The sequence below is a fragment of the Paenibacillus praedii genome, from assembly GCF_049725345.1.
Taxonomy (GTDB): Bacteria; Bacillota; Bacilli; order Paenibacillales; family Paenibacillaceae; genus Pristimantibacillus.
The window spans coordinates 11,431-34,264 of sequence record NZ_JBMWAM010000019.1 but is presented as its reverse complement, the minus strand read 5'-3'; the positions used below and the strand labels follow the sequence as shown (position 1 = coordinate 34,264).

The 22,834-nt window shown below is 47.3% G+C and carries 27 protein-coding genes and 1 riboswitch; of the genes, 2 read left to right on the top strand and 25 right to left on the bottom strand.

The window, feature by feature from the left end; translation table 11 throughout:
* Nucleotides 1-36 precede the first annotated feature (36 nt).
* The 16 genes from ACO9K6_RS16380 to ACO9K6_RS16305 form a co-directional block, all read right to left on the bottom strand.
* Nucleotides 37-267, bottom strand: a complete 231-nt coding sequence (locus tag ACO9K6_RS16380) for an anti-sigma-F factor Fin (protein WP_424768619.1) — start codon at nucleotides 265-267, stop codon at nucleotides 37-39.
* A gap of 63 nt (nucleotides 268-330) precedes the next feature.
* Nucleotides 331-891, bottom strand: a complete 561-nt coding sequence (gene pth, locus ACO9K6_RS16375) for an aminoacyl-tRNA hydrolase (protein ID WP_424768618.1) — start codon at nucleotides 889-891, stop codon at nucleotides 331-333.
* 130 nt (nucleotides 892-1,021) lie between these two features.
* A complete protein-coding gene (locus ACO9K6_RS16370; RefSeq protein WP_424768617.1) occupies nucleotides 1,022-1,672 on the bottom strand; it encodes a 50S ribosomal protein L25/general stress protein Ctc in 651 nt (216 codons plus the stop codon).
* 241 nt (nucleotides 1,673-1,913) lie between these two features.
* Nucleotides 1,914-3,311 (bottom strand): bifunctional UDP-N-acetylglucosamine diphosphorylase/glucosamine-1-phosphate N-acetyltransferase GlmU, encoded by a 1,398-nt coding sequence (glmU, locus tag ACO9K6_RS16365; protein WP_424768616.1) that lies wholly within the window; start codon nucleotides 3,309-3,311, stop codon nucleotides 1,914-1,916.
* A 120-nt stretch (nucleotides 3,312-3,431) separates the two neighbouring features.
* Nucleotides 3,432-3,713, bottom strand: coding sequence for a septation regulator SpoVG (gene spoVG, locus ACO9K6_RS16360; RefSeq protein WP_028609566.1), 282 nt, complete (start codon nucleotides 3,711-3,713; stop codon nucleotides 3,432-3,434).
* A gap of 130 nt (nucleotides 3,714-3,843) precedes the next feature.
* Nucleotides 3,844-4,242, bottom strand: a complete 399-nt coding sequence (locus ACO9K6_RS16355; protein ID WP_424768665.1) for a RidA family protein — start codon at nucleotides 4,240-4,242, stop codon at nucleotides 3,844-3,846.
* 52 nt (nucleotides 4,243-4,294) lie between these two features.
* Nucleotides 4,295-5,122: a pur operon repressor gene (gene purR, locus ACO9K6_RS16350; protein WP_424768615.1), complete on the bottom strand. Its 828-nt coding sequence runs from the start codon at nucleotides 5,120-5,122 to the stop codon at nucleotides 4,295-4,297.
* An 82-nt stretch (nucleotides 5,123-5,204) separates the two neighbouring features.
* Nucleotides 5,205-6,059 carry a 4-(cytidine 5'-diphospho)-2-C-methyl-D-erythritol kinase gene (ispE, locus tag ACO9K6_RS16345; protein WP_424768614.1) on the bottom strand — a complete coding sequence of 285 codons (855 nt, stop codon included), beginning with the start codon at nucleotides 6,057-6,059 and terminating at the stop codon, nucleotides 5,205-5,207.
* Nucleotides 6,060-6,197: 138 nt separating this feature from the next.
* Nucleotides 6,198-6,383, bottom strand: coding sequence for a small, acid-soluble spore protein, alpha/beta type (locus ACO9K6_RS16340; RefSeq protein ID WP_424768613.1), 186 nt, complete (start codon nucleotides 6,381-6,383; stop codon nucleotides 6,198-6,200).
* 162 nt (nucleotides 6,384-6,545) lie between these two features.
* The gene (veg, locus tag ACO9K6_RS16335; RefSeq protein ID WP_424768612.1) at nucleotides 6,546-6,821 is read right to left on the bottom strand and encodes a biofilm formation stimulator Veg; all 276 of its coding nucleotides are present in this window, start codon (nucleotides 6,819-6,821) and stop codon (nucleotides 6,546-6,548) included.
* 184 nt (nucleotides 6,822-7,005) lie between these two features.
* Nucleotides 7,006-7,890, bottom strand: a complete 885-nt coding sequence (yabG, locus tag ACO9K6_RS16330; RefSeq protein ID WP_424768611.1) for a sporulation peptidase YabG — start codon at nucleotides 7,888-7,890, stop codon at nucleotides 7,006-7,008.
* Between the two features lie 72 nt (nucleotides 7,891-7,962).
* Nucleotides 7,963-8,880 carry a 16S rRNA (adenine(1518)-N(6)/adenine(1519)-N(6))-dimethyltransferase RsmA gene (gene rsmA, locus ACO9K6_RS16325; RefSeq protein ID WP_424768610.1) on the bottom strand — a complete coding sequence of 306 codons (918 nt, stop codon included), beginning with the start codon at nucleotides 8,878-8,880 and terminating at the stop codon, nucleotides 7,963-7,965.
* 3 nt (nucleotides 8,881-8,883) lie between these two features.
* A complete protein-coding gene (rnmV, locus tag ACO9K6_RS16320; protein ID WP_424768609.1) occupies nucleotides 8,884-9,432 on the bottom strand; it encodes a ribonuclease M5 in 549 nt (182 codons plus the stop codon).
* A 123-nt stretch (nucleotides 9,433-9,555) separates the two neighbouring features.
* Entirely contained in the window at nucleotides 9,556-10,707 is a 1,152-nt protein-coding gene (locus ACO9K6_RS16315) for a ubiquitin-like domain-containing protein (protein ID WP_424768608.1), read from the bottom strand.
* Nucleotides 10,708-10,955: 248 nt separating this feature from the next.
* Nucleotides 10,956-11,138: riboswitch (cyclic di-AMP (ydaO/yuaA leader) on the bottom strand.
* A 184-nt stretch (nucleotides 11,139-11,322) separates the two neighbouring features.
* Entirely contained in the window at nucleotides 11,323-12,096 is a 774-nt protein-coding gene (locus tag ACO9K6_RS16310; RefSeq protein WP_424768607.1) for a TatD family hydrolase, read from the bottom strand.
* 17 nt (nucleotides 12,097-12,113) lie between these two features.
* Nucleotides 12,114-13,412 (bottom strand): HD domain-containing protein, encoded by a 1,299-nt coding sequence (locus ACO9K6_RS16305; protein ID WP_424768606.1) that lies wholly within the window; start codon nucleotides 13,410-13,412, stop codon nucleotides 12,114-12,116.
* A 271-nt stretch (nucleotides 13,413-13,683) separates the two neighbouring features.
* On the opposite strand from ACO9K6_RS16305, the gene ACO9K6_RS16300 reads away from it, so the two are divergent.
* The gene (locus ACO9K6_RS16300) at nucleotides 13,684-13,938 is read left to right on the top strand and encodes an AbrB/MazE/SpoVT family DNA-binding domain-containing protein (RefSeq protein WP_424768605.1); all 255 of its coding nucleotides are present in this window, start codon (nucleotides 13,684-13,686) and stop codon (nucleotides 13,936-13,938) included.
* A 207-nt stretch (nucleotides 13,939-14,145) separates the two neighbouring features.
* Here ACO9K6_RS16300 and rsmI read toward each other — a convergent pair whose 3' ends face one another.
* From rsmI to tmk, 8 genes are all read right to left on the bottom strand, one after another.
* On the bottom strand, nucleotides 14,146-15,027 hold the full coding sequence (gene rsmI, locus ACO9K6_RS16295) for a 16S rRNA (cytidine(1402)-2'-O)-methyltransferase (RefSeq protein WP_424768604.1): 882 nt from the start codon (nucleotides 15,025-15,027) through the stop codon (nucleotides 14,146-14,148).
* Complete coding sequence (locus tag ACO9K6_RS16290) at nucleotides 15,024-15,692, bottom strand: tRNA1(Val) (adenine(37)-N6)-methyltransferase (RefSeq protein WP_424768664.1); 669 nt, start codon at nucleotides 15,690-15,692, stop codon at nucleotides 15,024-15,026. The genes rsmI and ACO9K6_RS16290 overlap by 4 nt, the downstream gene beginning before the upstream one ends.
* A gap of 160 nt (nucleotides 15,693-15,852) precedes the next feature.
* Complete coding sequence (locus ACO9K6_RS16285; RefSeq protein WP_424768663.1) at nucleotides 15,853-16,254, bottom strand: initiation-control protein YabA; 402 nt, start codon at nucleotides 16,252-16,254, stop codon at nucleotides 15,853-15,855.
* Nucleotides 16,255-16,315: 61 nt separating this feature from the next.
* The gene (locus ACO9K6_RS16280; RefSeq protein ID WP_424768603.1) at nucleotides 16,316-17,119 is read right to left on the bottom strand and encodes a PSP1 domain-containing protein; all 804 of its coding nucleotides are present in this window, start codon (nucleotides 17,117-17,119) and stop codon (nucleotides 16,316-16,318) included.
* 3 nt (nucleotides 17,120-17,122) lie between these two features.
* Nucleotides 17,123-18,100: a DNA polymerase III subunit delta' gene (gene holB / locus ACO9K6_RS16275; RefSeq protein WP_424768602.1), complete on the bottom strand. Its 978-nt coding sequence runs from the start codon at nucleotides 18,098-18,100 to the stop codon at nucleotides 17,123-17,125.
* A 33-nt stretch (nucleotides 18,101-18,133) separates the two neighbouring features.
* A complete protein-coding gene (locus ACO9K6_RS16270) occupies nucleotides 18,134-18,577 on the bottom strand; it encodes a YaaR family protein (RefSeq protein ID WP_424768601.1) in 444 nt (147 codons plus the stop codon).
* Between the two features lie 16 nt (nucleotides 18,578-18,593).
* Nucleotides 18,594-18,923 carry a cyclic-di-AMP receptor gene (locus ACO9K6_RS16265; RefSeq protein WP_056634702.1) on the bottom strand — a complete coding sequence of 110 codons (330 nt, stop codon included), beginning with the start codon at nucleotides 18,921-18,923 and terminating at the stop codon, nucleotides 18,594-18,596.
* A gap of 128 nt (nucleotides 18,924-19,051) precedes the next feature.
* On the bottom strand, nucleotides 19,052-19,687 hold the full coding sequence (gene tmk, locus ACO9K6_RS16260) for a dTMP kinase (RefSeq protein ID WP_424768600.1): 636 nt from the start codon (nucleotides 19,685-19,687) through the stop codon (nucleotides 19,052-19,054).
* 252 nt (nucleotides 19,688-19,939) lie between these two features.
* Between tmk and ACO9K6_RS16255 the strand changes: the two genes are divergently transcribed.
* Nucleotides 19,940-21,250 carry an extracellular solute-binding protein gene (locus ACO9K6_RS16255; RefSeq protein ID WP_424768599.1) on the top strand — a complete coding sequence of 437 codons (1,311 nt, stop codon included), beginning with the start codon at nucleotides 19,940-19,942 and terminating at the stop codon, nucleotides 21,248-21,250.
* On the opposite strand, the gene ACO9K6_RS16250 is transcribed toward ACO9K6_RS16255, so the two are convergent.
* Complete coding sequence (locus ACO9K6_RS16250) at nucleotides 21,243-22,823, bottom strand: helix-turn-helix domain-containing protein (RefSeq protein WP_424768598.1); 1,581 nt, start codon at nucleotides 22,821-22,823, stop codon at nucleotides 21,243-21,245. The genes ACO9K6_RS16255 and ACO9K6_RS16250 overlap by 8 nt on opposite strands.
* Nucleotides 22,824-22,834 lie beyond the last annotated feature (11 nt).

The window sequence follows — 22,834 nt, the reverse complement described above, 5'->3', positions numbered from 1 at the left end:
CAGCCGTCCGCTAAGGCTCACACTACTTATTTTCCATCACTGAAGTGGATTAGTTACCAAATGAAGTTCCGGATTCGCGTTAATCGCTTCGCGGCAATAATCACAAATCACCTTTACCGTCACATCGCCATTTTGGTCATACGCTATTATATCGCTGCGCTCTTCGGGGGTCAAGAAATGGAAACCGAGCTGCTGCTCCGTTAAATCCGACCCGTGAAGAGACCCCATTGATGTTTTACAGTGCCGACAAATATAGTTTACAGCCATATGTATGCCTCCTGAAGAGTTGTTATACCCTTCAGTATGCCCGTAATCCTACAAATTAACAGACTAGCGGTTAAACTTTGCCATCGTTTCCTCAAATGGCGCCTTCAGCCTGAATTCAATGGCATCGCAGGCTGCCTCGATCATCGCTGTCAGTTGCTCCTGCTCGCTCTTTGGAAAGTTCGAGAGAACGTAATCGGCAATATTCATGCCCGGCTGTGGACGAGAGATGCCCATTCGGACGCGATCGAACGTTTGCGTGCCTAAATGCTGAATTAACGATTTGATGCCGTTATGTCCGCCTGCACTGCCCTGATAGCGAAGTCTTAGCTTTCCGATCTCTGTATCCAAATCATCGTACACGATAACCCCGTCCGCTAGATCAGCTTTAAAATAATCCAGAAACGCCCGTATCGATTCGCCTGACAAATTCATATATGTCATCGGTTTAATGAGGACCACCTTCGTGCCCTGCACATTTCCTTCTCCGATTAAAGCTTTGCTTTTGTTCTGCGTGACATTAATTCCCCACCGACGTGCCAGCTCATCGATGACCATAAATCCTACATTATGCCGCGTTCCCTGATATGCGGTGCCAGGGTTACCCAAGCCTGCTATCCACCTCATTGCTTGCTCCACTCCTTTAGGGACAAATGTATCATAATCTCATCCAAGCGTAAACGGCTGCAGTCAGCAAGCAACAAAACAACGCCGTCCTTTTAAAGGACGGCGCCATATTCCACTCCTTAGCTATAGATTAAAGACTCTTTACGCCTTCAAGCTGCTCTTCCTTGGAACGTGATTCCGCTTCTGCAAGCTCCACAGCAGCATCCTCCGCTTCTTCCTCGGTAAGCTCCTTTTGCGGCGCAAGAACGGTAACCACAACCTGCTCGGGATCAACATGAGTTTCTATTCCCTTAGGCAGCTGCAGATCGCTAACAAGCAAGCTTTCTCCTACGGCCAGCGACGAGATATCGACCGTCACCGCATCCGGAATTTCGCTCGGCAGACATTCCACCTCAAGCTCATGGATGATTAGCTGAAGAACCCCGCCTTCTCTTACACCAGTGGAATCGCCCTCCGTTTGAATTCGCACATTGGCTCGCACGCTCTCATTCATATTGATTGCACGGAAATCAACATGAAGCACCTGATTATTCAGCGAATCGCGCTGTACCTCCGACACCATAACGGAATGCTTGCCTTGTGATGGTATATTGATCTCAATGACCGCATTTGGGTGAGAACGTAGAAGCCCCTGCAGCTCCCTGCCATCCACGGAGACAGATGCGGCATCCTTTATTTTTTTTCCGTAAATAACAGCTGGAATCTTGCCCTGGAGCCGCAATTGGCGCAGTTCACCCTTCGTCGAGCTCGTACGTTGGTCTGCTTTCATAGCAATCGCCATATGGATAACCTCCTGAGTTTTTTTAAAGCAAAGCATTTTTTTCTAGAACACATGCACACTGCTTTAAAATTGATTTCCCTATAACTTACCCCAATCAACCGTTTTTTAAACAATGGCCAAATCTACTACTCATAGACAGCAGCCCTTATTCGTTCCAGCAGACTTCCTGTTGAAACAAAAAAACGCATGGATGGATTCATATTTATGAATCCATCCATGCGCCGCAGCAGCGAGATGCTGCCTATTCTTGTTTCTTTGCTTTCTTCACCTTGGCTCTGCTCCGGATCTTCTCCGCGTAGCCCGGCTTATTCACCTGACGCTCACGCGCAATAGCTAAATCGCCAGCCGGTACATCATGCGTAACCGTAGACCCCGCTACTACATAGGCACCGTCGCCTATTTTTACGGGAGCAATCAGATTGACGTTGCTTCCGACAAAAGCATTGTCGCCGATTTCGGTTACAAATTTATTAAAGCCGTCGTAATTGACTGTAATGGCGCCGCAGCCGATATTCACATCAGCGCCTACCTTCGCATCCCCAACATAGCTAAGATGTGAGACCTTGCTTCCATCTCCAAGCGACGCATTTTTCAACTCAACGAAATCGCCGATTTTGCAGCCGACGCCAAGCTTCGAGCCAGGGCGCAAATTCGCATAAGGACCAACCGTACTCGTATCGCCAACAATGGATTCCGCAACCGTAGAATATTTGATAGCTGCGCCATTGCCGATTGTGCTGTCTGTAATATCTGCTTGAGGTCCGATGATGCAATCCTCGCCAATAACCGTGGAGCCTCTAAGCATTGTCCCTGGATAAATGATCGTATCCGGCCCAATCTGTACGTCCGCTTCGATATAAGTATTAGCCGCATCTATAAAGGTCACACCGCCCAGCAAATGCTTGCGGTTAATTCTATCCCGCATATAACGCTCCGCTTCGGCTAGAGCAACACGGTCATTTACACCGATGGCTTCCGCCAAATCGTTGGTACAATAACCTTGAACGGTTTCTCCCGCTTCACGGAAAATACCGATGACATCCGTCAAATAATATTCGCCCTGCGCATTATTGCTGGTCACCTTACGGAGAGCTGCGAACAGCTTCTTATTATCAAAGCAATAGGTTCCCGTATTAATTTCCTGAACAGCAGCTTCCTCTGGCGAGCAATCCTTCTGCTCCACGATTCGCTGAACAGAATCGTCTTCGCCGCGAATAACGCGTCCGTAACCCGTCGGGTTATTGAAGGAGGCCGTCAACACCGTTGCAGCAGCTCCGCTTGACGCATGCAGTTCAAGCATCGCTTGAATCGTAGAAGCCTGCACAAGCGGCGTATCGCCGCAAATGACGATTGTCGTGCCTTCTTCCTCTCCGAGCAGCGCCTCTGCTTGTCTAACCGCATGTCCAGTCCCTAGCTGCTGCTCCTGCAATACATACTCCGCATCGCTGCCCAAATACGATTTAACCATTTCTGCGCCATGACCAACTATGACAACCGCGCGTTCAGCAGCCGCTTCCTTCACGATATCTAGCACATGCCCGACCATCGGCTTGCCGCACACCGGATGAAGTACCTTATATAATTTCGATTTCATTCGCTTGCCCTGTCCCGCAGCAAGTACAATCGCCATCACCCTCAACTAAACGACCTCCTAGCCCTGTTGAAATTCTCTTCCTGAATATATCTCAAACGACAAAAAAAGAAAAGAGAGCCATGGCTCTCTTCTCCAATCATTCCCTTAAAACATGAAATGCTCTGGTTAAGCTCCTTCTTCAATCGCTACTTCTTCTGCTGCACGCTCGTACTCAGCGAGAACAGCAGCCTGGATTTTCTCCCGGGTTGTGGAAGAAATCGGATGAGCGATATCCCGAAATTCTCCATCCGGAGTACGTTTGCTTGGCATTGCAACGAACATACCATTGTTACCGTCGATAACGCGAATATCGTGAACGACGAATTCATTGTCAATAGTAATGGATGCGATAGCCTTCATACGCCCTTCGGAATTTACACGGCGGAGTCTGACATCAGTAATTTGCACTTGTGTTCACCACCTTTGTCTATCAGAGACTTGGTGTATACTTCCACGTTTTATTGCAAATTCCTGCTACTTTTTTGGAAAAATCATGCATGATTTAAAATATTTTTTTGAGTTTGAAAGTTTTTCGTTTTCATTCGACATTTGTCGATGCAATGACCTCTATTTCGACAAAAACATCCTTCGGCAGACGCGCCACCTCAACAGCTGAACGAGCTGGTTTATGGTCGCCGAAATAGGAGGAATAGATCCCATTGACCGTTGCAAATTGGTTCATATCCTTTAAAAAAACAGTTGCCTTCACCACATCCTGAAAGCCTGCTCCCGCAGCTGCTAATACCGCCTCTAAATTACGGAACACCTGATGGGTTTGCTCCTCAATTCCGCCTTCAACAAGCTGTCCTGATGCATCCAGCGGAATTTGACCAGAGGTAAACAGCAAGCCTCCCAGCTTAATAGCCTGTGAATATGGCCCGATGGCCGCAGGCGCTTTGTCTGTTGCAATCACTTGCAGTTGCAGCTTTGTTGTCATCATCGTCCCAGCCCTTCATCTTCAAATGCTTTGTTCCCGTTTTTGTATGCTCTTATGCTTTAAAGTAGTTGCCCGGAATAACGGTCGTCTGCTTTGTCTTCATGTCAACAGCAGTAAGCTTCGCCAGCGATACGTAATCCTCAAGCAGCCGCTCCTCTAATTCCACCTCGCCGGATTCAACAAATACCCCGACACCGGCAACGGTTGCTTTAAATTCAAACAGCAAATCCATCATACCTTGAATCGTTCCGCCCGCCTTCATGAAATCATCAATAATAAGAACGCGAGACTGCTCCTTGAGCGCCCGACGAGCAAGAGACATCGTTTGTATCCGTTTGGTTGAGCCTGATACATAATTAATGCTAACCGCCGATCCCTCCGTCACCTTATTATCGCGCCTGACGATAACGACCGGAATGTTGAGACAAGCAGCCGTAGCATAAGCAAGCGGAATGCCTTTGGTTTCCACCGTCATAATGACGTCAATCTTGCTGCCCGCAAAGGCGGTTGCAAACATTCTGCCGACGTCTGCCAGCAGCTCCGGCTGGCCCAGCATATCCGTTATATACAAATAACCGCCCGGAAGAACCCTTTCAGGCTGCTCTAACTGGCGGCATATGCCCGTCATAATCTTAAGGGCTTTGGCCTCTTGCATCTTGGGTGTATACTTCACTCCGCCCGCAGCTCCTGCAAGCGTATGAAGCTCACCAATTCCTTCTTCCTCGAACACTTCTTTAATTATGGCTAGATCTTCACTAATGGAAGATTTTGCGGACTGATATCGATCAGCAAAAGCTGTCAGTGAAATTAACGTGTGGGGTCGACTTAGCAGGTATTGCGTCATTTCTACCAACCGCGAGCTCCGTTTCAACTTCTTCAAACACATCTCCCCCCACTAAATCCGAATAATATAATGTCAATATAACATTTTTATACGGATTTAATCAAGAAGAACGTCAGACTTATGTAAGCATTCTTACCACATATACTTCTTTACAGAAGCCTCTCAGTCCGTTATAAATGCGCGGAAGCTTGGCCTCCTTCGATACGAGTCCGAAAACGGTAGGCCCGCTTCCTGACATAAGCACGCCGTCTGCTCCAAGTCTAAGCATGCTTTCCTTCAGCTGCATGACTTCTGGATAAAGCTCTAAAGTCACCTTCTCCAGCACATTGCCAAGCCCTTCGCACATATCTGTAAAGGAGCCTCTCTCAAGCGCAGACAACATGTTCGGGATGGAGGGGTGCTCCTTCAGCTCATTCGCTCGGAATCTGCCGTAGACATCTGCCGTCGAGACATTGATCGGAGGCTTGGCTAGAACGACCCAGCACTGCGGCGGGTTGGCGATATGCTCCAGCACCTCTCCGCGTCCTCTGGCGATCGCAGTCCCTCCCGTTACGCAGAAAGGAACATCGGATCCAAGCTCCGCGCCCAACCGGCACAGCTCGTCCTCAGGAATTTGCAGCTTCCAAAGCCGGTTAAGACCACGAAGCGCAGCGGCAGCATCGCTGCTGCCTCCGGCTAGTCCTGCGGCTACTGGGATTTTCTTGTCCAGATGAATATATACGCCTTGCTTCACGTCATAACGTTCTTTAATCAGCCTGGCCGCTTGAAAGGCCAGATTTTTTTCATCAAGCGGTATGTAGCCAACTTGGCTTGAAATAATAATTTGGTCTCTTGGCAGCTCAGCCATCTCCAGACGGTCCGCAAGGTCGACCATCGTCATAATCATCTCGACCTCATGGTAGCCATCATCACGCTTACGCAGCACATCGAGCACTAAGTTTATTTTGGCAGGAGCTTTCTCATATACCTTCATCCGATAAGTTCACCCGTTCGTTCATATGCTTAAGTATTATTATACCAAACGAAAGCAATAAAAGCTAAGCACCAGCTATCCGTCGATTGATGATAGCCAGCAGCTTAGCTTTTTATTCAGTAATAAAGTTAACAATAATTAAGGTTGATTCGATTTGGCTGCGGCTTGCTCGGCAAGCTGGATCGCACGCTTAACCATATTGCCTGCATCTTTGGCGCGTATGCCGCCCCACCCCTCTTGCTGCACCGTGTCATAAAACCCAAGATCCTTCGCGAGCTCATATTTCAATTGCTCCGACATGATGCTCCGTCTTCTGCGGCCCATTAATAATCCCTCCCTATCCTTAGTTCATGCTGCAAGCTTCTTCAAACAAAGGTAGTATGCTTCAGCGTGGATAAGCTAATACGTGAAGGGCTGGGCCTCAACAGCAATAAAAAAAGCGCAGATGAATTCTGCGCTAACCTGCCTCACAAGGCGATCTATTATCTATTGCTGCAAATGGGCAATTCGAACTTGACCTTCATCATTGCACACGGTAACTTCCACCGACTCTGTCAGTATATCCGCATAACTGTAAGAGACACGCTTAAACGCATGCTGGTCTTCATCCAGCTTAACAATGAATACAGAAGGGTAGATTTCTTCCAACGTTCCGGTTCTTTCGATGGTCTTTCGTCGGCCACCGTTAGCTCGAAGACGGATTTTGGAGCCAACATGAGCTTCCAAACTGCGTTTTATATCCAATAGCGTATTTTTTGCCATTGTCCACTACCACCTCTTTCCTTGTCCATTATAAACAAAAAAAGAGGGTTTGTCAAACAAAGCAAATTATTATATCAGCAAGAATATTTACTTGTCAACGGTGAATTCACCCATTTTTAAAAAACCACGCATACAAAAACTAAAAATAGACAATTTAAGAAGTTGCTGCACAAAGATGGCGAGGCTAAGCCATCAAGGTTGAATTCGCTGCCGTAATTTGGGGCTTCGGCAAGCCTACGCGGAAACGACCTAACGTCTCAATACCGCCTACGCCGTCAATCCCGCTTATCGTTCCATGTATCACGTCAGCCAAATTAATCGTATCCTTGATTGACGTATAGCTTGCTTTAATTGCAATGTAAACAGGATCAAGCGCATGGATTAATATTCGTCCAGGGGAGCTTGCGAAGTTGGAGCCTGCCTGCAGCAACGCTTCAAAATGAGACTGGCATGCCCCTGCGATCACGATCAAGCTATCACGGCTCTTCTCATAATCCCTGGCTGCACGGACCGCATTGACGAAATGCTGCGAATTTTTATAACTGCTCAGACTATAAAGATCCATTGACGCTCGATTTTTTAACAACCCGTCATGACCTGTGATCACTACAATATCAGGCTTGATTTGAGGAAGTAAACGGTGCAGCACATCAGCCATTTGGGATTCATGCACATGAAGCCCATGTGAAGGAACATGCATCGTATTATATAGCTGCATGCTCTTCTTCAAGTAATTTCCGTCACCGTCGAGATGGAGCACTTTGCCCGGCACTTCAAAGAAAGCCTGACTTTGCTGCACCGCATGCCGAATATGGTCTTCCGTTTCTACGGCATGGCGCTCACGCTCAGTGTGCATACGCCTTATCGAATCTTTCACTTTAATGCGGACTTGCTGTACTGCTCTTGTCGATTCTGGATCGTATACGACCGACAGATCGGGAATCGGAGCATCCGCAAGTAATCGGTAATCCGTGCCCTTCAGGACGGCAAAATACGTACGAACAGCTTCAACTCGGAACAGCACGTCACCGCCATATGATTTGCGGACGACCAGGTCCCCCTGCTTCATGGATCAATCACCTCTTCGTCTATCCTATGGGCAGACAGGGCGAATGGTGAGTATTTTTACGGCCTCCGAAAACTAGCTTCTCCAGCCGGCCTCCAGCATACTGCGGCTAATGCGCGCAAATTCCTCCAGCGACAGCGTTTCGCCTCGCCTTATTGGATCAATGCCGCATTGCTGCAGCAGCTCTGTCAATGCCTCGCGCCGCTCCTTGCCTACAAACGCAGTCAAGTTGTTCGCCAGCGTCTTACGGCGCTGAGCAAAGCTGGCCTGCACTACCTTAAAGAAATGCTCCTCATCCGGCACATCTACGGCTGGTTTCTCCCGAAGGGAAAGCTTAATAACGGCGGAATCAACATTAGGCTGCGGAATGAATACCGTATGCGGCACTGTACATACGACCTCCGGCACGCAATAATACTGCACGGCTACACTAAGGCTGCCATATACTTTGCCTCCGGGCTTCGCAGCCATTCGCTCCGCTACCTCCTTCTGGATCATAACGACAATATGCTCAAGAGGCAGCTTCTCCTCCAGCAGCTTCATGAGGATTGGCGTCGTCACATAGTAAGGTAAATTCGCAACGACGCTTACACCTGTGACATCAGCAAATTGATCTGCGAACAGCTGCTTTAAGTCCAGCTTTAGGATATCTCCGTGAATGACTGTCGTGTGCTGCTCATCAGCCAAAATATCGCGCAAAATGGGAATAAGCCGATTATCAATTTCAACCGCCGTTACTTTGCCGGCTGCTTCCGCCAATCGCTGCGTAAGCGCTCCGATACCCGGACCGATTTCCAAGGCGCCCTTTGTATGATCAAGCCCGGCTGCTGCGACAATTTTATTTAAAATATTTTGATCGATGAGAAAGTTTTGACCCAAGCTTTTCTTAAAGGAGAAACCGTATTTTGAAATAATCTCCTTCGTACGCTTCGGCGTGGCCACCTCTGCAGAGGACGCCCTCGCTGCTCCCGCACCATGGTTTTGTTCATTCATTCACTATACCCCCAATTCCTCTTCCATCTGACGACGCGCCTCAAGAAATTCCGCCTTTGATATCCGGAAGCTTGTACAACGCTTATAGAACTGCTTTCCGTTCGCATAGCCGATTCCGAGCAGCTTGCCGATGTGCAAGCGTCTGCTGGACGCTTCTGGATGGACGATCAGTCCCGCTTCCATCAGATCCTCCCAGCTAATTTCCCCCGCTTCATCATCCGTCTCCGTGCGAAGCTCCGAGAGCGCCTGACGAATCGCCTCGGGGCTCGCATTCTCGATACCGATATCGCCTTTATACAACGCCTTCTCCTGTGGCAGAAATGCATGCTTGCAGCCTGGTGCGTGTCTCGCGACAATTTTGCGTATGCGTTCCCCCGCGTGATCGGGGTCAGTAAATATAATGACGCCGCGGCGCTCATTCGCAAGTGCAATACGACGCAGCACAGCCTCCCCAATCGCTGACCCATTCGTCTCGATCGTGTCCGCATCGACTGCTCTCTTGATCGCTACCGTATCATCCTTGCCCTCTACGACAATGATCTCCTTGATCATCTGGATTATTCCCCTCTACAAACGTAATCAATTGACAAATATACAAAAAGAAGAGGCAAGGCCTCTCCTTTATGATGACATATTTTATTCGATCTTACGATAAAATGATGATGGCCGCTTGAATTAGCTTGCCGTCGGCTTATTAGGCCCGAGCACATAAACCTTAATGCCTTTCTTCCTGCCGAACTTGGTCGCAGTCTTAGAACTGTCAAAGTAAACATCGATTTTATGGCCTTTTATCGCGCCGCCTTTATCCTCTGCGCGGCGGAAGCCAATTCCTTCAATGTAAACCCACCAGCCGATTGGAATAACACTAGGGTCGACAGCTATGGTCCGTCCTTCTTTCACACGTGCCCCTGATGCGGTAATCCCGTATTGCGGATGATCTTCATCCTTGCCGGTTGACGCAACACCAGCTGTATAGGCTGTTAAGGTAACATTGCTCAGCACTTTCTTCGCCTTAAAGCTGACGCCGCCCTTCGTTAGCGTCTTGATGCTCGGTGTGTTATTCGAGAGCACCGTTACTTTAGGTTCTTCCTTCTTCTTCGTTCCGACCACAATAACGTGATCAACGGCTGCTGTCTCCACAACCTTGTTGACCGTTTTCTTCGAGATCAGAACGCCATTCTCATATTGCTTCTCGATCTGCTCGACGATAAGACCTTTCTTACCTGTCTGCACGAGTTTTTCTTTGCCTGCCTCCAAGGATGGATCGTTCTTCTTCACAATGGAGTAAGGCACCTGGTGCTCCGTTTCCGACACTCTCGTATCGACACGCACGACCGTCACCGTTAATTCCTCATCCACTTCTGTCTCAAGCGGAGGAATAACTTTATCTTGACCACGAACTGGAATATTTAATTCCTCGATCGCCGCCTGCACTGTTCTTTCTGTCGTGTATACAGTGGAGGTCTTGCCATCAGCTTTCACAATAACGGGTATCGCATGAGTAACCTCGATACGATCTCCATCCTTAATTGCCGCGTTAAGCGGTACGGACACCTCGTCATGTGGTCCAATCGTGATAGCTTGTTCATCCAGTAGGCGTTGCAGGACCCATTGCTTTGTTTCCACAACGGTTTCTTGTCCATTCACCACTACGGAGACGCTTTTGACAGCCGTTCCGTACAACAACACCAAAAACATGAAAGTCATAGCGATTGAGATAGCAGCACTTAAAAGAATCAAACGCAAGTTTTCACGCTTCCATCGCAATGCGAAAGACATGCTGGATGATCGTTTCCCATGGGTGTCCTTAACCTGGAGTATTCCCACTTCATCGGTCCTCCTTCATAGCCCCGCCGCCAAGTGTTACGCATGATACAACTGACGCGACTATAGTATTTTGGCGTGCAAGCACGCACTCCAGCAATTCTATTGATCTTCCACCTCCATTTTCACCCTATGTCAACTGCATCCCGATTATTCGAAAATAAAAAAGAAGCCGTCGACAGAGGATCTGTTTCGTGGCTTCCCGGGTAGCTGACGCTCTGGGATACAGATAAAAATGGATGCACGAGGTTGATCACTCTCTATGAACGCTTACGAGGTTAGCTGACGGGTTCGGACAAGAGAGTCGCCCTAGTCGAAACGCAATGCTCATGGCAAAGGCTCCGAAATTCACCCCTGAAGAATTCAAAATGCGGTCGATTTTCTCCGCATTTGGTTCCCCCGCTCTCCGAATGGAGATTAAGCGCAAACTGGAAATCCAATACAAAAGTTTAATGCTCTGAGATGAATCATACCCTCATCCATGGTCAATTGTAAAGATACGATAAAAGACGATTTAAGCGAAAAAGGTGGATAATGACCGAAAAATTAAGCGATTTTCGGGATAAAAATCACTTTTTACTTGATAAAGGTCTTAATTTCTCTTCATTTCATGTGATATTAGACAATTCCAAAACATTTTTTTCCATTTTCAGTTGTTATTGTCCCTATCTCTTCAACCGTTTTGCCTAAAATTTCAGCCGCTGTCTCTGCGACTAAAGACACATAAGCGGTCTCATTTCTCTTCCCGCGGAACGGATGAGGCGCCAAATAAGGAGCATCGGTTTCGATCAAAATTCGGTCAAGCGGAACCTGCTTAAGCACCTCTTTGGGAACGCGTGCATTTTTGAAGGTCACAGGACCCCCAAACGAAATATAAAAGTTCATATCGAGGCATAGCTTGGCCGTCTCCCAGCTTCCTGAAAAACAATGCATAACGCCGCCAACCTCAGAAGCCTTTTCCTCCCGCAATATACGAACGATATCCTCATGCGCATCGCGATTATGGATGACGATCGGCTTGCCAAGCCTTTTAGCCAGCCGGATTTGTTCACGAAAGACCCGCTGTTGAACGTCCTTAGGTGAGGTATCCCAATGATAATCAAGTCCGATCTCACCGATAGCTACGACCTTCTTATGCGCGCATAAGCGCTCGATCCAATCTAAATCCTCCGGGAGCATATCGATGCTGTCCACCGGATGCCAGCCAACCGCCGCATAAACAAAATCGTACTGTTCAGCAAGCGCCATGGTCGTTGGGATTGTCTCACGGTTAAAGCCAATATTGACAAGCATATGAACGCCAGCGTCTCTCGCTCGCTGGATAGCCTCCTCACGATCTTCATCAAACTTGTAGGAATCCATATGTGTATGCGTATCAAACAGCTGTGTCATGTTAATGTTAGGCTCCTTTAATCTAATTTAAATATTTTTTTGATCGACATAGGCAGCAAATGTATGGATGCGCGCAGTAGCTCCTCCGGATAGTATAAATGGTATTCCCCTTGATGAAGTCCCGTAATCGAGCGAACAATGTCGGATTTGGTGGATATTTCGCTGATCTCATCCTCCCCTTGAAGCAACAAAATCGGCGCTTTTTCTTTCTTTTCGCCTTCTTTTTTATCCGGTCGATATACGTCATATGGCAGGTCAAAGGGAAAGTCGATCTCTATATGATAATCCGGACTCATTCCTATAGAAGAAAAGCAATCGCTTATTTCATTTAATAACGTTTCATCCGGGTTATCGATGGTTATGTACTTATATAATTTGCGATTCAAAAACCTGTCGCATAAATCGCTCAGCAATGAGTCGCTCTCCTCCGACCACTGCATGAACACCGTCTGAACAAGCGCCTCATCCAGCTTCAAATAATCATGTACGTTCATTTTATTTTGCAGCAGGCCTTTTAGCGGGCTTGGCAACCATTCAAAGGCATAACCACCCCCGTAAAGCTCCTGCGCTCTACGAAATATTTGCCGTAAAATAATCTCAGAGCTTCTAGTTACCGGATGGAAGTAAATCTGCCAATACATCTGATATCGCGACATTAAATAATGCTCAACTGCGTGCATCCCGCTTTCCTTCACCACAATTTTTCCTTTATAAGGCCGCAGTACACGCAAAATACGCTCTAAATCGAAGGTGCCGTAATTCACGCCTGTAAAATAAGCATCTCTAAGCAAATAATCCATGCGGTCAGCATCCATTTGACTGGAGATCAAACTAACGACAATGGGTTTTGGATACGTTTTCTGAATAACGGCAGCAACCTTAGCAGGAAAATCTTCGGACACCTCGCGAAGCACTTCGTTGATCTCGGTATCCTCGAGCAATATTTTGCAGGTCCACTCTTCATGATCCGTGTCGAATACTTCCTCTAAGGAGTGAGAGAACGGACCATGTCCAACATCATGCAGGAGCGCCGCGCAAAGCGATACGAGTCGTTCCTCCGCCGGCCAATCCGGATAACCATTTCGCTCGAATTGCGAAATAATTTTACGAGTAATTTCATAAACGCCAAGCGAATGTGAGAATCGGCTGTGCTCCGCTCCGTGAAAAGTCAAATAAGAAGTGCCTAATTGACGAATACGTCTTAAGCGTTGAAATTCTTTCGTATTAATTAAGTCCCAAATCGTCTGATCCTGCACATAAATATAGTGATGAACGGGATCCTTGAACACCTTCTCTTCGGTGAGCTGCTCCTTCATCGTCTCTCAACTCCTTTGTTCATATTTTCGACACAAAAAGCATTGTTTTTGTCGAATCATGTCGTTATTCAGTTTCCATTTTGTCGAAGCTGTTGTATTCTATTACAGAGTAATATGACGCATAGGACTAGTCAAATACTTATACCAAAGGCTTTCTATAGTAATTTTATAGTTTGACTATTATGGTAATCGTTGGTATTATAGTAATCATAAAAACAAAAACAATGTCGAACGATGACGAATTACATTTTGAGAGGGGCACGGATATATTATGATGAAATCTACTGGTATTGTTCGTAAGGTTGATGAGTTAGGACGCGTTGTTATTCCGATCGAATTGCGTCGTACGCTTGGAATTGGCGAAAAGGATGCACTTGAAATCTATGTAGACGGCGAGCGTATCATGTTGAAGAAATACGAGCCTGCATGTATCTTCTGTGGTAATGCAGAGAACGTATCTTATTTCAAAGGAAAAATTGTTTGCCATGTTTGTTTATCTGAAATGCCTTCACCTGTGACAAAATAATAAAAATAGGTTATACTGTACTTATCCAATTGTTAATTCTAACCTTTTCATATTCCTCGATGCCTTCCTGCGCTAGAACCCGGCCAGGAAGGTCTTTTTTTATACTCCAAAACAAGCTTTGAAGCTAATGGACAGCATTCGTATTTTTGCATTTCTGCTATTATATATTTTCCTACAAGGAGCTAGCCGCTAAGACCGCTAAACTCCTTATCGATTTACTTCATTATATACATCCCGCTTCGGCAGTCCGCGATCTGCAGCCACCTTCTTAATCGCTTCCTTCCGTCCGAACTGCTCTTCATAACGGGCTACATGAGCGGCAAGATCAAGCTCTAACCACCAAACATCTTCTCCTGCTAGCCCCGCGGCATCGGATTCGTCAGCTCCTGCTACTATGATGCAAAATTCCCCCTGCGGAGGATGCTCAGCGAACCACTCGATACATTCCGATACTTGCCCGCGAATGGCTTCTTCATGCCGCTTGGTCAATTCTCTTATGCAGGCAATTGACCGATCGCCAAAGCACTCCAATAAAGCATCCAAAGTTTTATGGATACGATGCGGTGATTCATAAAAAAGCAGAGTTTCCCTCTGCGTGCTTAATTGCTGCAGCCACTTCGTTATTGATTTGCGCTCGCGCGGCGGAAACCCGGCAAATAGGAACTGTTCCGTCGGAAGCCCTGACATAATAAGCGCTGACAGTGCCGCATTCGCTCCTGGAATCGGAATGACAGGAATATGGTGATCGACCGCTTCTCTCACAAGATCAGCTCCAGGATCGGATATGGCAGGCAAGCCTGCATCACTAACAAGAGCAATGGATTGGCCTTCTAGCAGCAAGCGAATCAGCTCAGGACCACTTGCTCGCTTATTATGCTCATGATAACTGACCATTCGGGTGTTTATTTCAAAATGGGTGAGCAGCTTACGGGTCTGCCTCGTATCCTCCGCTGCAATAAGCTGCACTTCCTTCAGCGTTCTTATCGCACGAAAGGTCATATCCTCGAGGTTGCCAATAGGCGTGGCCACTAAATACAGGCTGCCCGTTGCCTCCTTAGCCGCTTCGGCAAAGCTTTTCTGTATATTCAAACGATCTGCACTCCATTCTCGTAGACCATAATTGGCGGAAGCAGCTTAATATCAGGCTTCCCATCTCGCATTGCTTCTATTAATACCATATTCGCTTCCGCATTCGCATATGGATGAACAAATTGGATTCGCTTTGGCTCAAGGCGCCATTTGCGCATCGTTTCCACGATATCGAGCAGACGCGATGGACGGTGTACCATCGATACCTTTCCCCCGGGACGGACAAGCCGAGAGCAAGCCTCTGCAACATCCTCCAGCGTACAATGAATCTCATGCCTTGCAATCGCATAATGCTCATTTTCATTTTTTTCGCCTGCCGTTACCGGCATATAAGGGGGATTAACCGTTACCGCATCATATACGCCATTTCCCGCAAGCTTTGGGTATAATCGCAAATCCTGCTCAATAATATGAATTTGCTCCGATAATTGATTCAGCGCTACACTTCTTCTCGCCATATCCGCCAATCTAGGTTGAATCTCAACAGCGTCGATCCGCGCCTTCGTTCTCGTTGTGAGCAACATCGGAATGACTCCATTACCTGTACATAAATCAACAATGCGCCCGTACTTTGGTACGCTGGCGAATCGAGACAGCAGCACAGCATCGAGAGAGAAGCTAAACACCTCCCGGCTCTGTATAATTTTCAGGCCTGATTCAGTCATTAAATCATCAAGCCGTTCATTTTCTGCTAGATGTATCGTCTCTGACAAGTTATAAGCCGCTCCTTTTTTGGTAAACGATATGGCCCCATGCACGAGCCTGCCGTTCCTTAATAAAAATACCGTCCTTTGCGGCAAGGACGGCATGTCGATATGGATTCCACTATTTATTTAGAAAGGATAAACAGAATAAACAGTCACCCTCCGTCCGCAAATGCCCGTAATATACGTTGCATATGTGGAATCCTTCATGATACAAGCGGGTTAAATTGTCATGACCTTCACCAATGGCAACACTCGAATCTGCAAAAGCATCATCGACGGCATCCGGCGATGGCTGACCTTCAGCCACTTGCTTCCTGCCCGCGGACGCATGAACGACCTCGTGCTCAAGCTCCGCCTCTCTCTTAAACAGCTGACGCAGCTGGTTGTTCTCTTCGCTTAGACGTTTGTTCTCTTCTAGCAGCTCTTTCACCTTCTGCTTCATAGCACCAAGCTCGGCATGAAATACACCGACTCTGTTATCCAGCTCATCCATTTGAATGAAAATATCTTTCTTCTCCAAGTTCCCACCCCAGAGCTTCATGCGTGAGTATTACCTCACCCGTGAGAATCGCACTCTGCCGTTACTTGATGACAACATCATCGAGCGGCAGTTCTTTCGGTTTACCTGGTTTATCGAATAATTGCACATACACGCTCTTCGTGGATGTGTTAATCCCTGTAACCTTGCCTTCTCCGTATGAAGTAACAACGATCTTACCGATCGCCGGCAGCTCCTCACGAATGCTTTCGTAATTGTCGTGCTCAAACTTCAGGCAGCACATCAGACGTCCGCATAATCCGGAAATTTTAGTCGGATTAAGCGACAAATTCTGATCCTTTGCCATCTTAATCGATACGGGCTCAAAATCGCCCAGCCAAGAAGAACAGCAAAGCACACGTCCACAGGGACCAATGCCGCCAAGCATCTTCGCTTCATCGCGAACACCGATTTGACGAAGCTCGATTCTCGTACGGAATACGCTGGCCAGATCTTTAACCAGCTCGCGGAAATCGACTCTGCCCTCTGCCGTAAAGTAAAAAATAATTTTGTTGCGGTCAAACGTAAACTCAACGTCCACCAGCTTCATTTTAAGCTGATGACCTTTAATTTTTTCAAGACAAGTGGCGAATGCATTCTTCGCTGCGATGCGATTTTCATCCACTACCTTCGCATCTACATCGCTTGCAATCCGTATCACTTTCTTGAGAGGAAGGACGACATCCGATTCACCGACTTGCTTCTGTCCCACCACCACTTTACCGTATTCGATACCGCGCGCAGTTTCAACAATAACATGTTGTTCCTTATCCACGGGATGCTCGACCGGATCAAAGTAATAGATCTTGCCCGCTTTCTTGAAGCGAACACCGACGACATTATACAAGGATTAGCCCTCCTGTAAGTTTACCAATAGTTGCTCAAATGCGAGCTGTGGTGTAACATTCGCACGCATTCGCTTACTTGCTTCGAGTGTATGCTCTATGCAGGACACCCAGCCTGCAGCCGATCGATTAAAAGCATGCTTGCCTATCCATTCCAACTGATCTATAAAAACGATGTTGTCCTGCCTTCCGGCCTGGAACTGTATCAAATCTTTAAACCATATAACCAATAACGACAACAGCATCTGTGTGTGTTCTGCCAAATCTGTCTTAAACAGCTGTTGTTGGGCAGTGATCATCGCCGCGGTGAATCGGGTCAAACTCTCCTTAGCTAATTGTATCACTAGGTTTCTGATTTCTGCAAACTGATTCTGTTGGAGAAATTGTCTAGCGCTGTCTAAACCCGAAGTCAGCTGTACCGCAGCGCGTGCTAAAGTCGGCGGCGCGCCCTCCGCAACGAGAGTCTGCAGCATCCATTCAGGAGACATTGGCAGGAAGGGAACCCACTGCGTACGTGACCGTATGGTAGGAAGCACGGCCTGTCCATTATCCGTAATCAATATCGCCACAACAGGCGACAAAGGCTCCTCCAGAAATTTAAGCAAGCTGTTTCCAGCCTGCATCGTCATTTTTTCAGCTTGCTCAATCATATATACTTTGCGATTCGTACCGCTATTGCGATAGGAGAAGTCTCGTTGCAGCTCTCGAATCTGGTCGATTTTGATCGATTGGCCATCGGGAGCGATTATCGTTAAATCCGTCTGATTGCCGTGCTCGAATTTTCGACACGCCAGACAATTTCCGCACGCCTCATAACCTTCTGCCGTACAAAACAACGCTTTGGCGAATTCGCGCGCCATGGCCATTCTGCCCGTTCCTGAAGGCCCATTAAATAAATAAGCATGAGAGATTTTACCGCTCACCAGGGCATGCTTCAAAATCCGCTGCGCCTTCCATTGGCCGGGAATTTGTTCTAAACTCATTGCCGTTCCTAACCTTTCCTTGCTCTTCCTTAACTAGAACAACAAATTGATAAGCAGACCTCTTATTTCTCCGATCTTGTTCAGCAAATCGATTCTTCCCTGCTCGCTGTCCAATAGATCCTCAGCCATTAACACAAGAGTCGCGTCAATCTCATCGAGGAGCTTATACCGTTTCATACGTCCTCTACGGTCAAAGCCCTTAACCTCTTTGAGTACGATACCCCGTCTGATGGTATCTTCTAGAAACTGCTTGATCATCTGACGATACAGCTTCAATTCGCGAACGGTCATCATTTTCGCAAGCCGATCGCCTTGTCTATGAATATCATTAAGCTTCTGCTGCAGCTGCTCCTGCGTTCGATTCGCATCCTGCTGCACCATCACATCTGAAAAGCTTCTTGATTGAACCGGCTTTGCTCCATTATCGCTGCTGGTGCGATTTTGTCCTAGCGGACGAAAGCCCTGATCAATTTTCATTATATGTCACGCCCATTCAGAAATGTTCAAATCGTTCGACTGGAACAACGAATACGGCTGCGCCTCCAACCTGCACCTCAACGGGGAACGGAATGTAGGAGTCTGTTGATCCACCCATTGGCGACACCGGCGTCACGAGCTGGTCACGCACCTTGCAATTCGCATTAATGACTTGAAGCACTTCATGAACGCGCTCATCCTCAATACCAATCATAAATGTTGTATTTCCCGCCCGCAAAAATCCGCCAGTACTCGCAAGCTTCGTCGCTCTAAATCCTTCACGTACAAGTGCATTCGACAAACGGTTGCTATCCTTATCTTGAATAACCGCGATTACTAATTTCATCCTCGTTCCCCCTTGACTACTATTAGAATAGGTATATCAGTTGAAAAACCTTTTTAATCCCGGATTATTTGTAAATGCTTACGTTCATTTTAATATTCGACGTCAAAATAGTATACCCTTTTTCTTCATTATTGGTGCTTGATAAATGAATTAAACACATCCTTCACTTGTTCAAACACGTCCTCTTTATTTACATTGGCATTAATCAGCTTGATTCGTTCAGGAAATCTTCTAACCAGCTCAAGATAGCCCTCTCTTACCTTCTCATGGAAGGTGATAGACTCCAGATCAAGTCGGTTGACCTCTCTGTTCGCATTCGCATATATCCGTCTCATCCCCACTTCGGGATCCACATCCAAGTAAATCGTCAAATCCGGGAACATTTTTTCAATAGCAAATTCATTAATAGACAAAATCTCTTCTATTCCGAGCCCTCTCGCATATCCCTGATAAGCTAGGCTGCTGTCAATAAATCTGTCGCAAATGATCGTTTTTCCGGCATTTAGGGCAGGTACTATTTTCTCCACGTAATGCTGTCTTCTTGCGGCCGCGTATAACAGTGCCTCTGTTCGTCCGTCCATCATCGTATGGCTTGTATCTAAAATAACAGACCTGATTTGTTCTGCAATGGGGATTCCGCCCGGCTCCCTCGAAGTGATGACGTCAAGACCTGCAGATGCAAGATACTCGCCTGCCATCGTAACAATCGATGACTTTCCGGCGCCTTCGCCGCCCTCTGCTGAAAAAAAATATCCTCGTGGCATAGCTTAATTTTCTCCAATCCGTCATTTCTTTCCGTTATCTCATTACGTCTTCCTATTCATTTCTTTAGAATATCATGATTACAAATGGTTTGTCTTGCGATTCATTGCCCCGCCTGCTAGAATCAGCGATCCCAGCCTGCTTCAGCCAACATTCACGGACATGTGAACACGAAAGTATAGTATAATCTCCTTAGTGCACTCGCCAGCAAACGCGGGCGCTCCTCTACCAACCGCCAAAGAAGGAGGTACACGATGCGTATAAAGAGAGCTTCCTTACTCTTCATTTTTATCATTGCGACCGCCTTTTCTTTATCTTATCTTTACTCGAAGACAACATCTGTTCCTCTAGAAGCGCCAGAGTCGGCCCAGCCTTCTGACGACAAGCGGCCCTCTTCGCTGAAAATTATTTCCGATAATGTCCATCAACAGTATATTGAGAAGATCGGCGCCGAATTCGAACGGCAATACGGCATAAAAGTCGAAGTCTTCGCCGCCCCGACGAATGAACTCTATGATGAGATCGTCAAACGCGTCGACACTGAGGTTTCCGATATTGATCTTGTCCAAGTGGAGTCCGAATGGACGCCAGAATTCGCCACTTCAGGGTTTCTTGAACCGTTGAACAAATTCGTTACAGCAGAATTGAAAGGCAACACGATCCCGCTAGCCTACGAGCAGCGAGTTCTGAACAACGAATTATACACGCTCCCGGAATTGTATGCGTTTCCCATGAGTATAGAAGCCCGTTTTCTATTCTATAATCAGGACCTTCTTCGCAAAGTCGGATCTTATGCCCCGCCCTCCACCTGGAAGGAACTGACGGATGCCGTCGCCTTCATGAAGGACAAGAACCTCATCGAGCACGGTGTCATTTGGGGATGGGACGACACCAGAGGCTTGATGGACGACTATACCCTGCTGCTGAATGCCATGGGAGGACAGTACAAAGACGTAAATGGCAAATGGATTTTCAATCAGGGCGGCGGATTGAAAGCGCTTGAGTTCATGGTCAACTCCATATACGTCGATCAGCTGAGCGATCCGATATCCGTTCGTGTCAATGAAGCCAAAGCCGCAGAAGAATTCGCCAAAGGACGGGTGCCTTTTCTCATTGCCGGTTCTTATGCCGCACACAAATTGAAGAACTATTCCAACATCAAGGTGGCCCTTATCCCCGGTTTCGATATGTCGCTCAAAAGTTCCAGCGTAGCGGGCGGCAGCGCCCTCGGTCTGGTCCGCAACTCCCCGAACAAGAATTGGGGCTGGAAATTCGTCGAGATGATGAGTGCCAAGCGCAACGAGATCATTGTCACCGAATATACCGGAGGATTGCCGGTCTGGAACGACATGATCGATTTAGCAACACTCAAGCAAGCCTATCCATCCATTGACATCATGAAGCAGCAATTTGAATATGCCATCAACCAGCCTCGCACGGCTTCTTATCATGCTTTGGAGCGCGACCTGCAAGCTTCGCTGCTGTTCGCTTTAACACAGAAAAACACGCCCCAGGACGCTTTGGATCAAGCGGTCAGGAGCGTAGAGAAAAAATTAATCAATTGAAGGCATTGTGGTCCTTGTATTCGGTAGGTGTCATGCCATAATACTTCTTGAACACCTGCCCGAAATACTTGGCGTCCGTGAATCCCACCCGGCCCGCAACGCCAGCTACCGGCATGCGGTGGTCTTTGTCCAGCAGTCTCTTGGCCTTGTCCACCCGTTTCTTAATAAGGTATTCACTGAAGTTGCTGCCGGTTTCCTTCTTGAACAGCCGGCTCAGGTGTCCGTCACTCACGTGATACATTTCGGCCGCCAATTGAAGGCTGAGCCAGGATTCCTGGTAATGTGTATCGATGTATTCGAGCACGCGCTGGACGAGAGAAGCGCTCATGTCCTCGAAGTCTCTTCTCGCTTGTCGACATACCGTTTCTATTGTTCTCAACAACATCGCTTCGTATTCCTTGTAAGTTCTGATTGCAGCCATTTCTGTAATAGTCCTCGTGATGAAAGCCTTCATTTCTTTATCGGTTACATGACGGGTCAGACCAACCAGAAAGTCCATCAGAGCGTTGAACGCGCATGTTTTGTTTTTGTATCTTCTGGTCTCCTGCAGAAATGACTCCATGTATCGCAACGCTTCCTCTTCCTTCCCCTCGCTCACCGCTTCGAACCATGCCGGATTGACATGTATGATCGTATGGTTGCCAGTTACAGGAGCCGTCCGCGTTGAGATCTCGTGCATCCCCCAGAACAAATTATCCTGCAGCATGCTGTTGGCTCTCAAATAAGAAGCATGTAAGCCTTGAATGCCATCGAAAACATTCCCGATACCGATGTTCACGCTCATTTTTAAATACAGGTCTACGTTGTTTTTGCACCTATCAATTACTTCCATCAACCTGCTTTCAAAGACAACAGACTGGATCTCAGGATTGTATTTGACAACCGCGACGTTCTGTTCTTCATGGTTGATTACCGTAGTACGGATATTGTGGTTGTCGAACGTCTCGCTCACAATATTCTGAATGGCGTACTGGTACAACGAAGCCGAAATAGGATCGACCGTACAGTCGTAACGTTCAAAAATCACCGTTTGCCCCTTACGCAGCAGTATGCCCATATCGTCCATTTTCTTTTCGAGAATGCCGATATCCTTTTTGCCGTTCACGATTACGTTCAGCAGAATACCCGACTCCGCCAGCGCTGTTTTCCGTTCCGAGACCTCCTTGTCGAGCTCCGCTTTCTTCGTCGACGTTCCAATGCTCGCTAGATGCTGCTTCGCTTTTCGAATGCAGATCCTCAAATCGTCCAGATCTACAGGCTTTAGTAAATAATCGAACACCTGATGGCGGACCGCCGTTCGTGCGTAATCAAATTCCTGATAGCCGCTGAGCAGAATCGTAACGCTCTCCGGGTAGTTTTCCTTCATGTACTGTGCCAAATCAAGTCCGTTCATCCCCGGCATCTTAATGTCGGTAAGGACAATATCAGGCCGGTAACGATCCACCAGCTCTTTGCCTTCGATTCCGTTGCTCCCGATACCGACGATGTTGCATTCCAACTGGCCCCAATCGATCTTCTCGCTGAGACCGCGGCTCACGATCATTTCATCGTCTACAATAACGACGTTATACATGATTCGTCCCC

Bases quoted from the DNA above. Each gene is read 5' to 3' on its own strand.
- pth (WP_424768618.1), bottom strand. From the start codon at position 891: ATGAGGTGGATAGCAGGCTTGGGTAACCCTGGCACCGCATATCAGGGA.
- ispE (WP_424768614.1), bottom strand. From the start codon at position 6,059: ATGAAGGTATATGAGAAAGCTCCTGCCAAAATAAACTTAGTGCTCGAT.
- ACO9K6_RS16250 (WP_424768598.1), bottom strand. From the start codon at position 22,823: ATGTATAACGTCGTTATTGTAGACGATGAAATGATCGTGAGCCGCGGT.
- ACO9K6_RS16340 (WP_424768613.1), bottom strand. From the start codon at position 6,383: ATGGGCCGCAGAAGACGGAGCATCATGTCGGAGCAATTGAAATATGAG.
- ACO9K6_RS16270 (WP_424768601.1), bottom strand. From the start codon at position 18,577: ATGAAAATTGATCAGGGCTTTCGTCCGCTAGGACAAAATCGCACCAGC.
- ACO9K6_RS16290 (WP_424768664.1), bottom strand. From the start codon at position 15,692: ATGACTGAATCAGGCCTGAAAATTATACAGAGCCGGGAGGTGTTTAGC.
- ACO9K6_RS16305 (WP_424768606.1), bottom strand. From the start codon at position 13,412: ATGAAGGAGCAGCTCACCGAAGAGAAGGTGTTCAAGGATCCCGTTCAT.
- ACO9K6_RS16300 (WP_424768605.1), top strand. From the start codon at position 13,684: ATGATGAAATCTACTGGTATTGTTCGTAAGGTTGATGAGTTAGGACGC.
- ACO9K6_RS16370 (WP_424768617.1), bottom strand. From the start codon at position 1,672: ATGGCGATTGCTATGAAAGCAGACCAACGTACGAGCTCGACGAAGGGT.
- ACO9K6_RS16310 (WP_424768607.1), bottom strand. From the start codon at position 12,096: ATGACACAGCTGTTTGATACGCATACACATATGGATTCCTACAAGTTT.
- holB (WP_424768602.1), bottom strand. From the start codon at position 18,100: ATGAGTTTAGAACAAATTCCCGGCCAATGGAAGGCGCAGCGGATTTTG.
- rsmA (WP_424768610.1), bottom strand. From the start codon at position 8,880: ATGAATGAACAAAACCATGGTGCGGGAGCAGCGAGGGCGTCCTCTGCA.
- rnmV (WP_424768609.1), bottom strand. From the start codon at position 9,432: ATGATCAAGGAGATCATTGTCGTAGAGGGCAAGGATGATACGGTAGCG.
- ACO9K6_RS16265 (WP_056634702.1), bottom strand. From the start codon at position 18,923: ATGAAATTAGTAATCGCGGTTATTCAAGATAAGGATAGCAACCGTTTG.
- veg (WP_424768612.1), bottom strand. From the start codon at position 6,821: ATGGCAAAAAATACGCTATTGGATATAAAACGCAGTTTGGAAGCTCAT.
- yabG (WP_424768611.1), bottom strand. From the start codon at position 7,890: ATGAAGCAGGGGGACCTGGTCGTCCGCAAATCATATGGCGGTGACGTG.
- ACO9K6_RS16255 (WP_424768599.1), top strand. From the start codon at position 19,940: ATGCGTATAAAGAGAGCTTCCTTACTCTTCATTTTTATCATTGCGACC.
- tmk (WP_424768600.1), bottom strand. From the start codon at position 19,687: ATGCCACGAGGATATTTTTTTTCAGCAGAGGGCGGCGAAGGCGCCGGA.
- ACO9K6_RS16355 (WP_424768665.1), bottom strand. From the start codon at position 4,242: ATGACAACAAAGCTGCAACTGCAAGTGATTGCAACAGACAAAGCGCCT.
- ACO9K6_RS16380 (WP_424768619.1), bottom strand. From the start codon at position 267: ATGGCTGTAAACTATATTTGTCGGCACTGTAAAACATCAATGGGGTCT.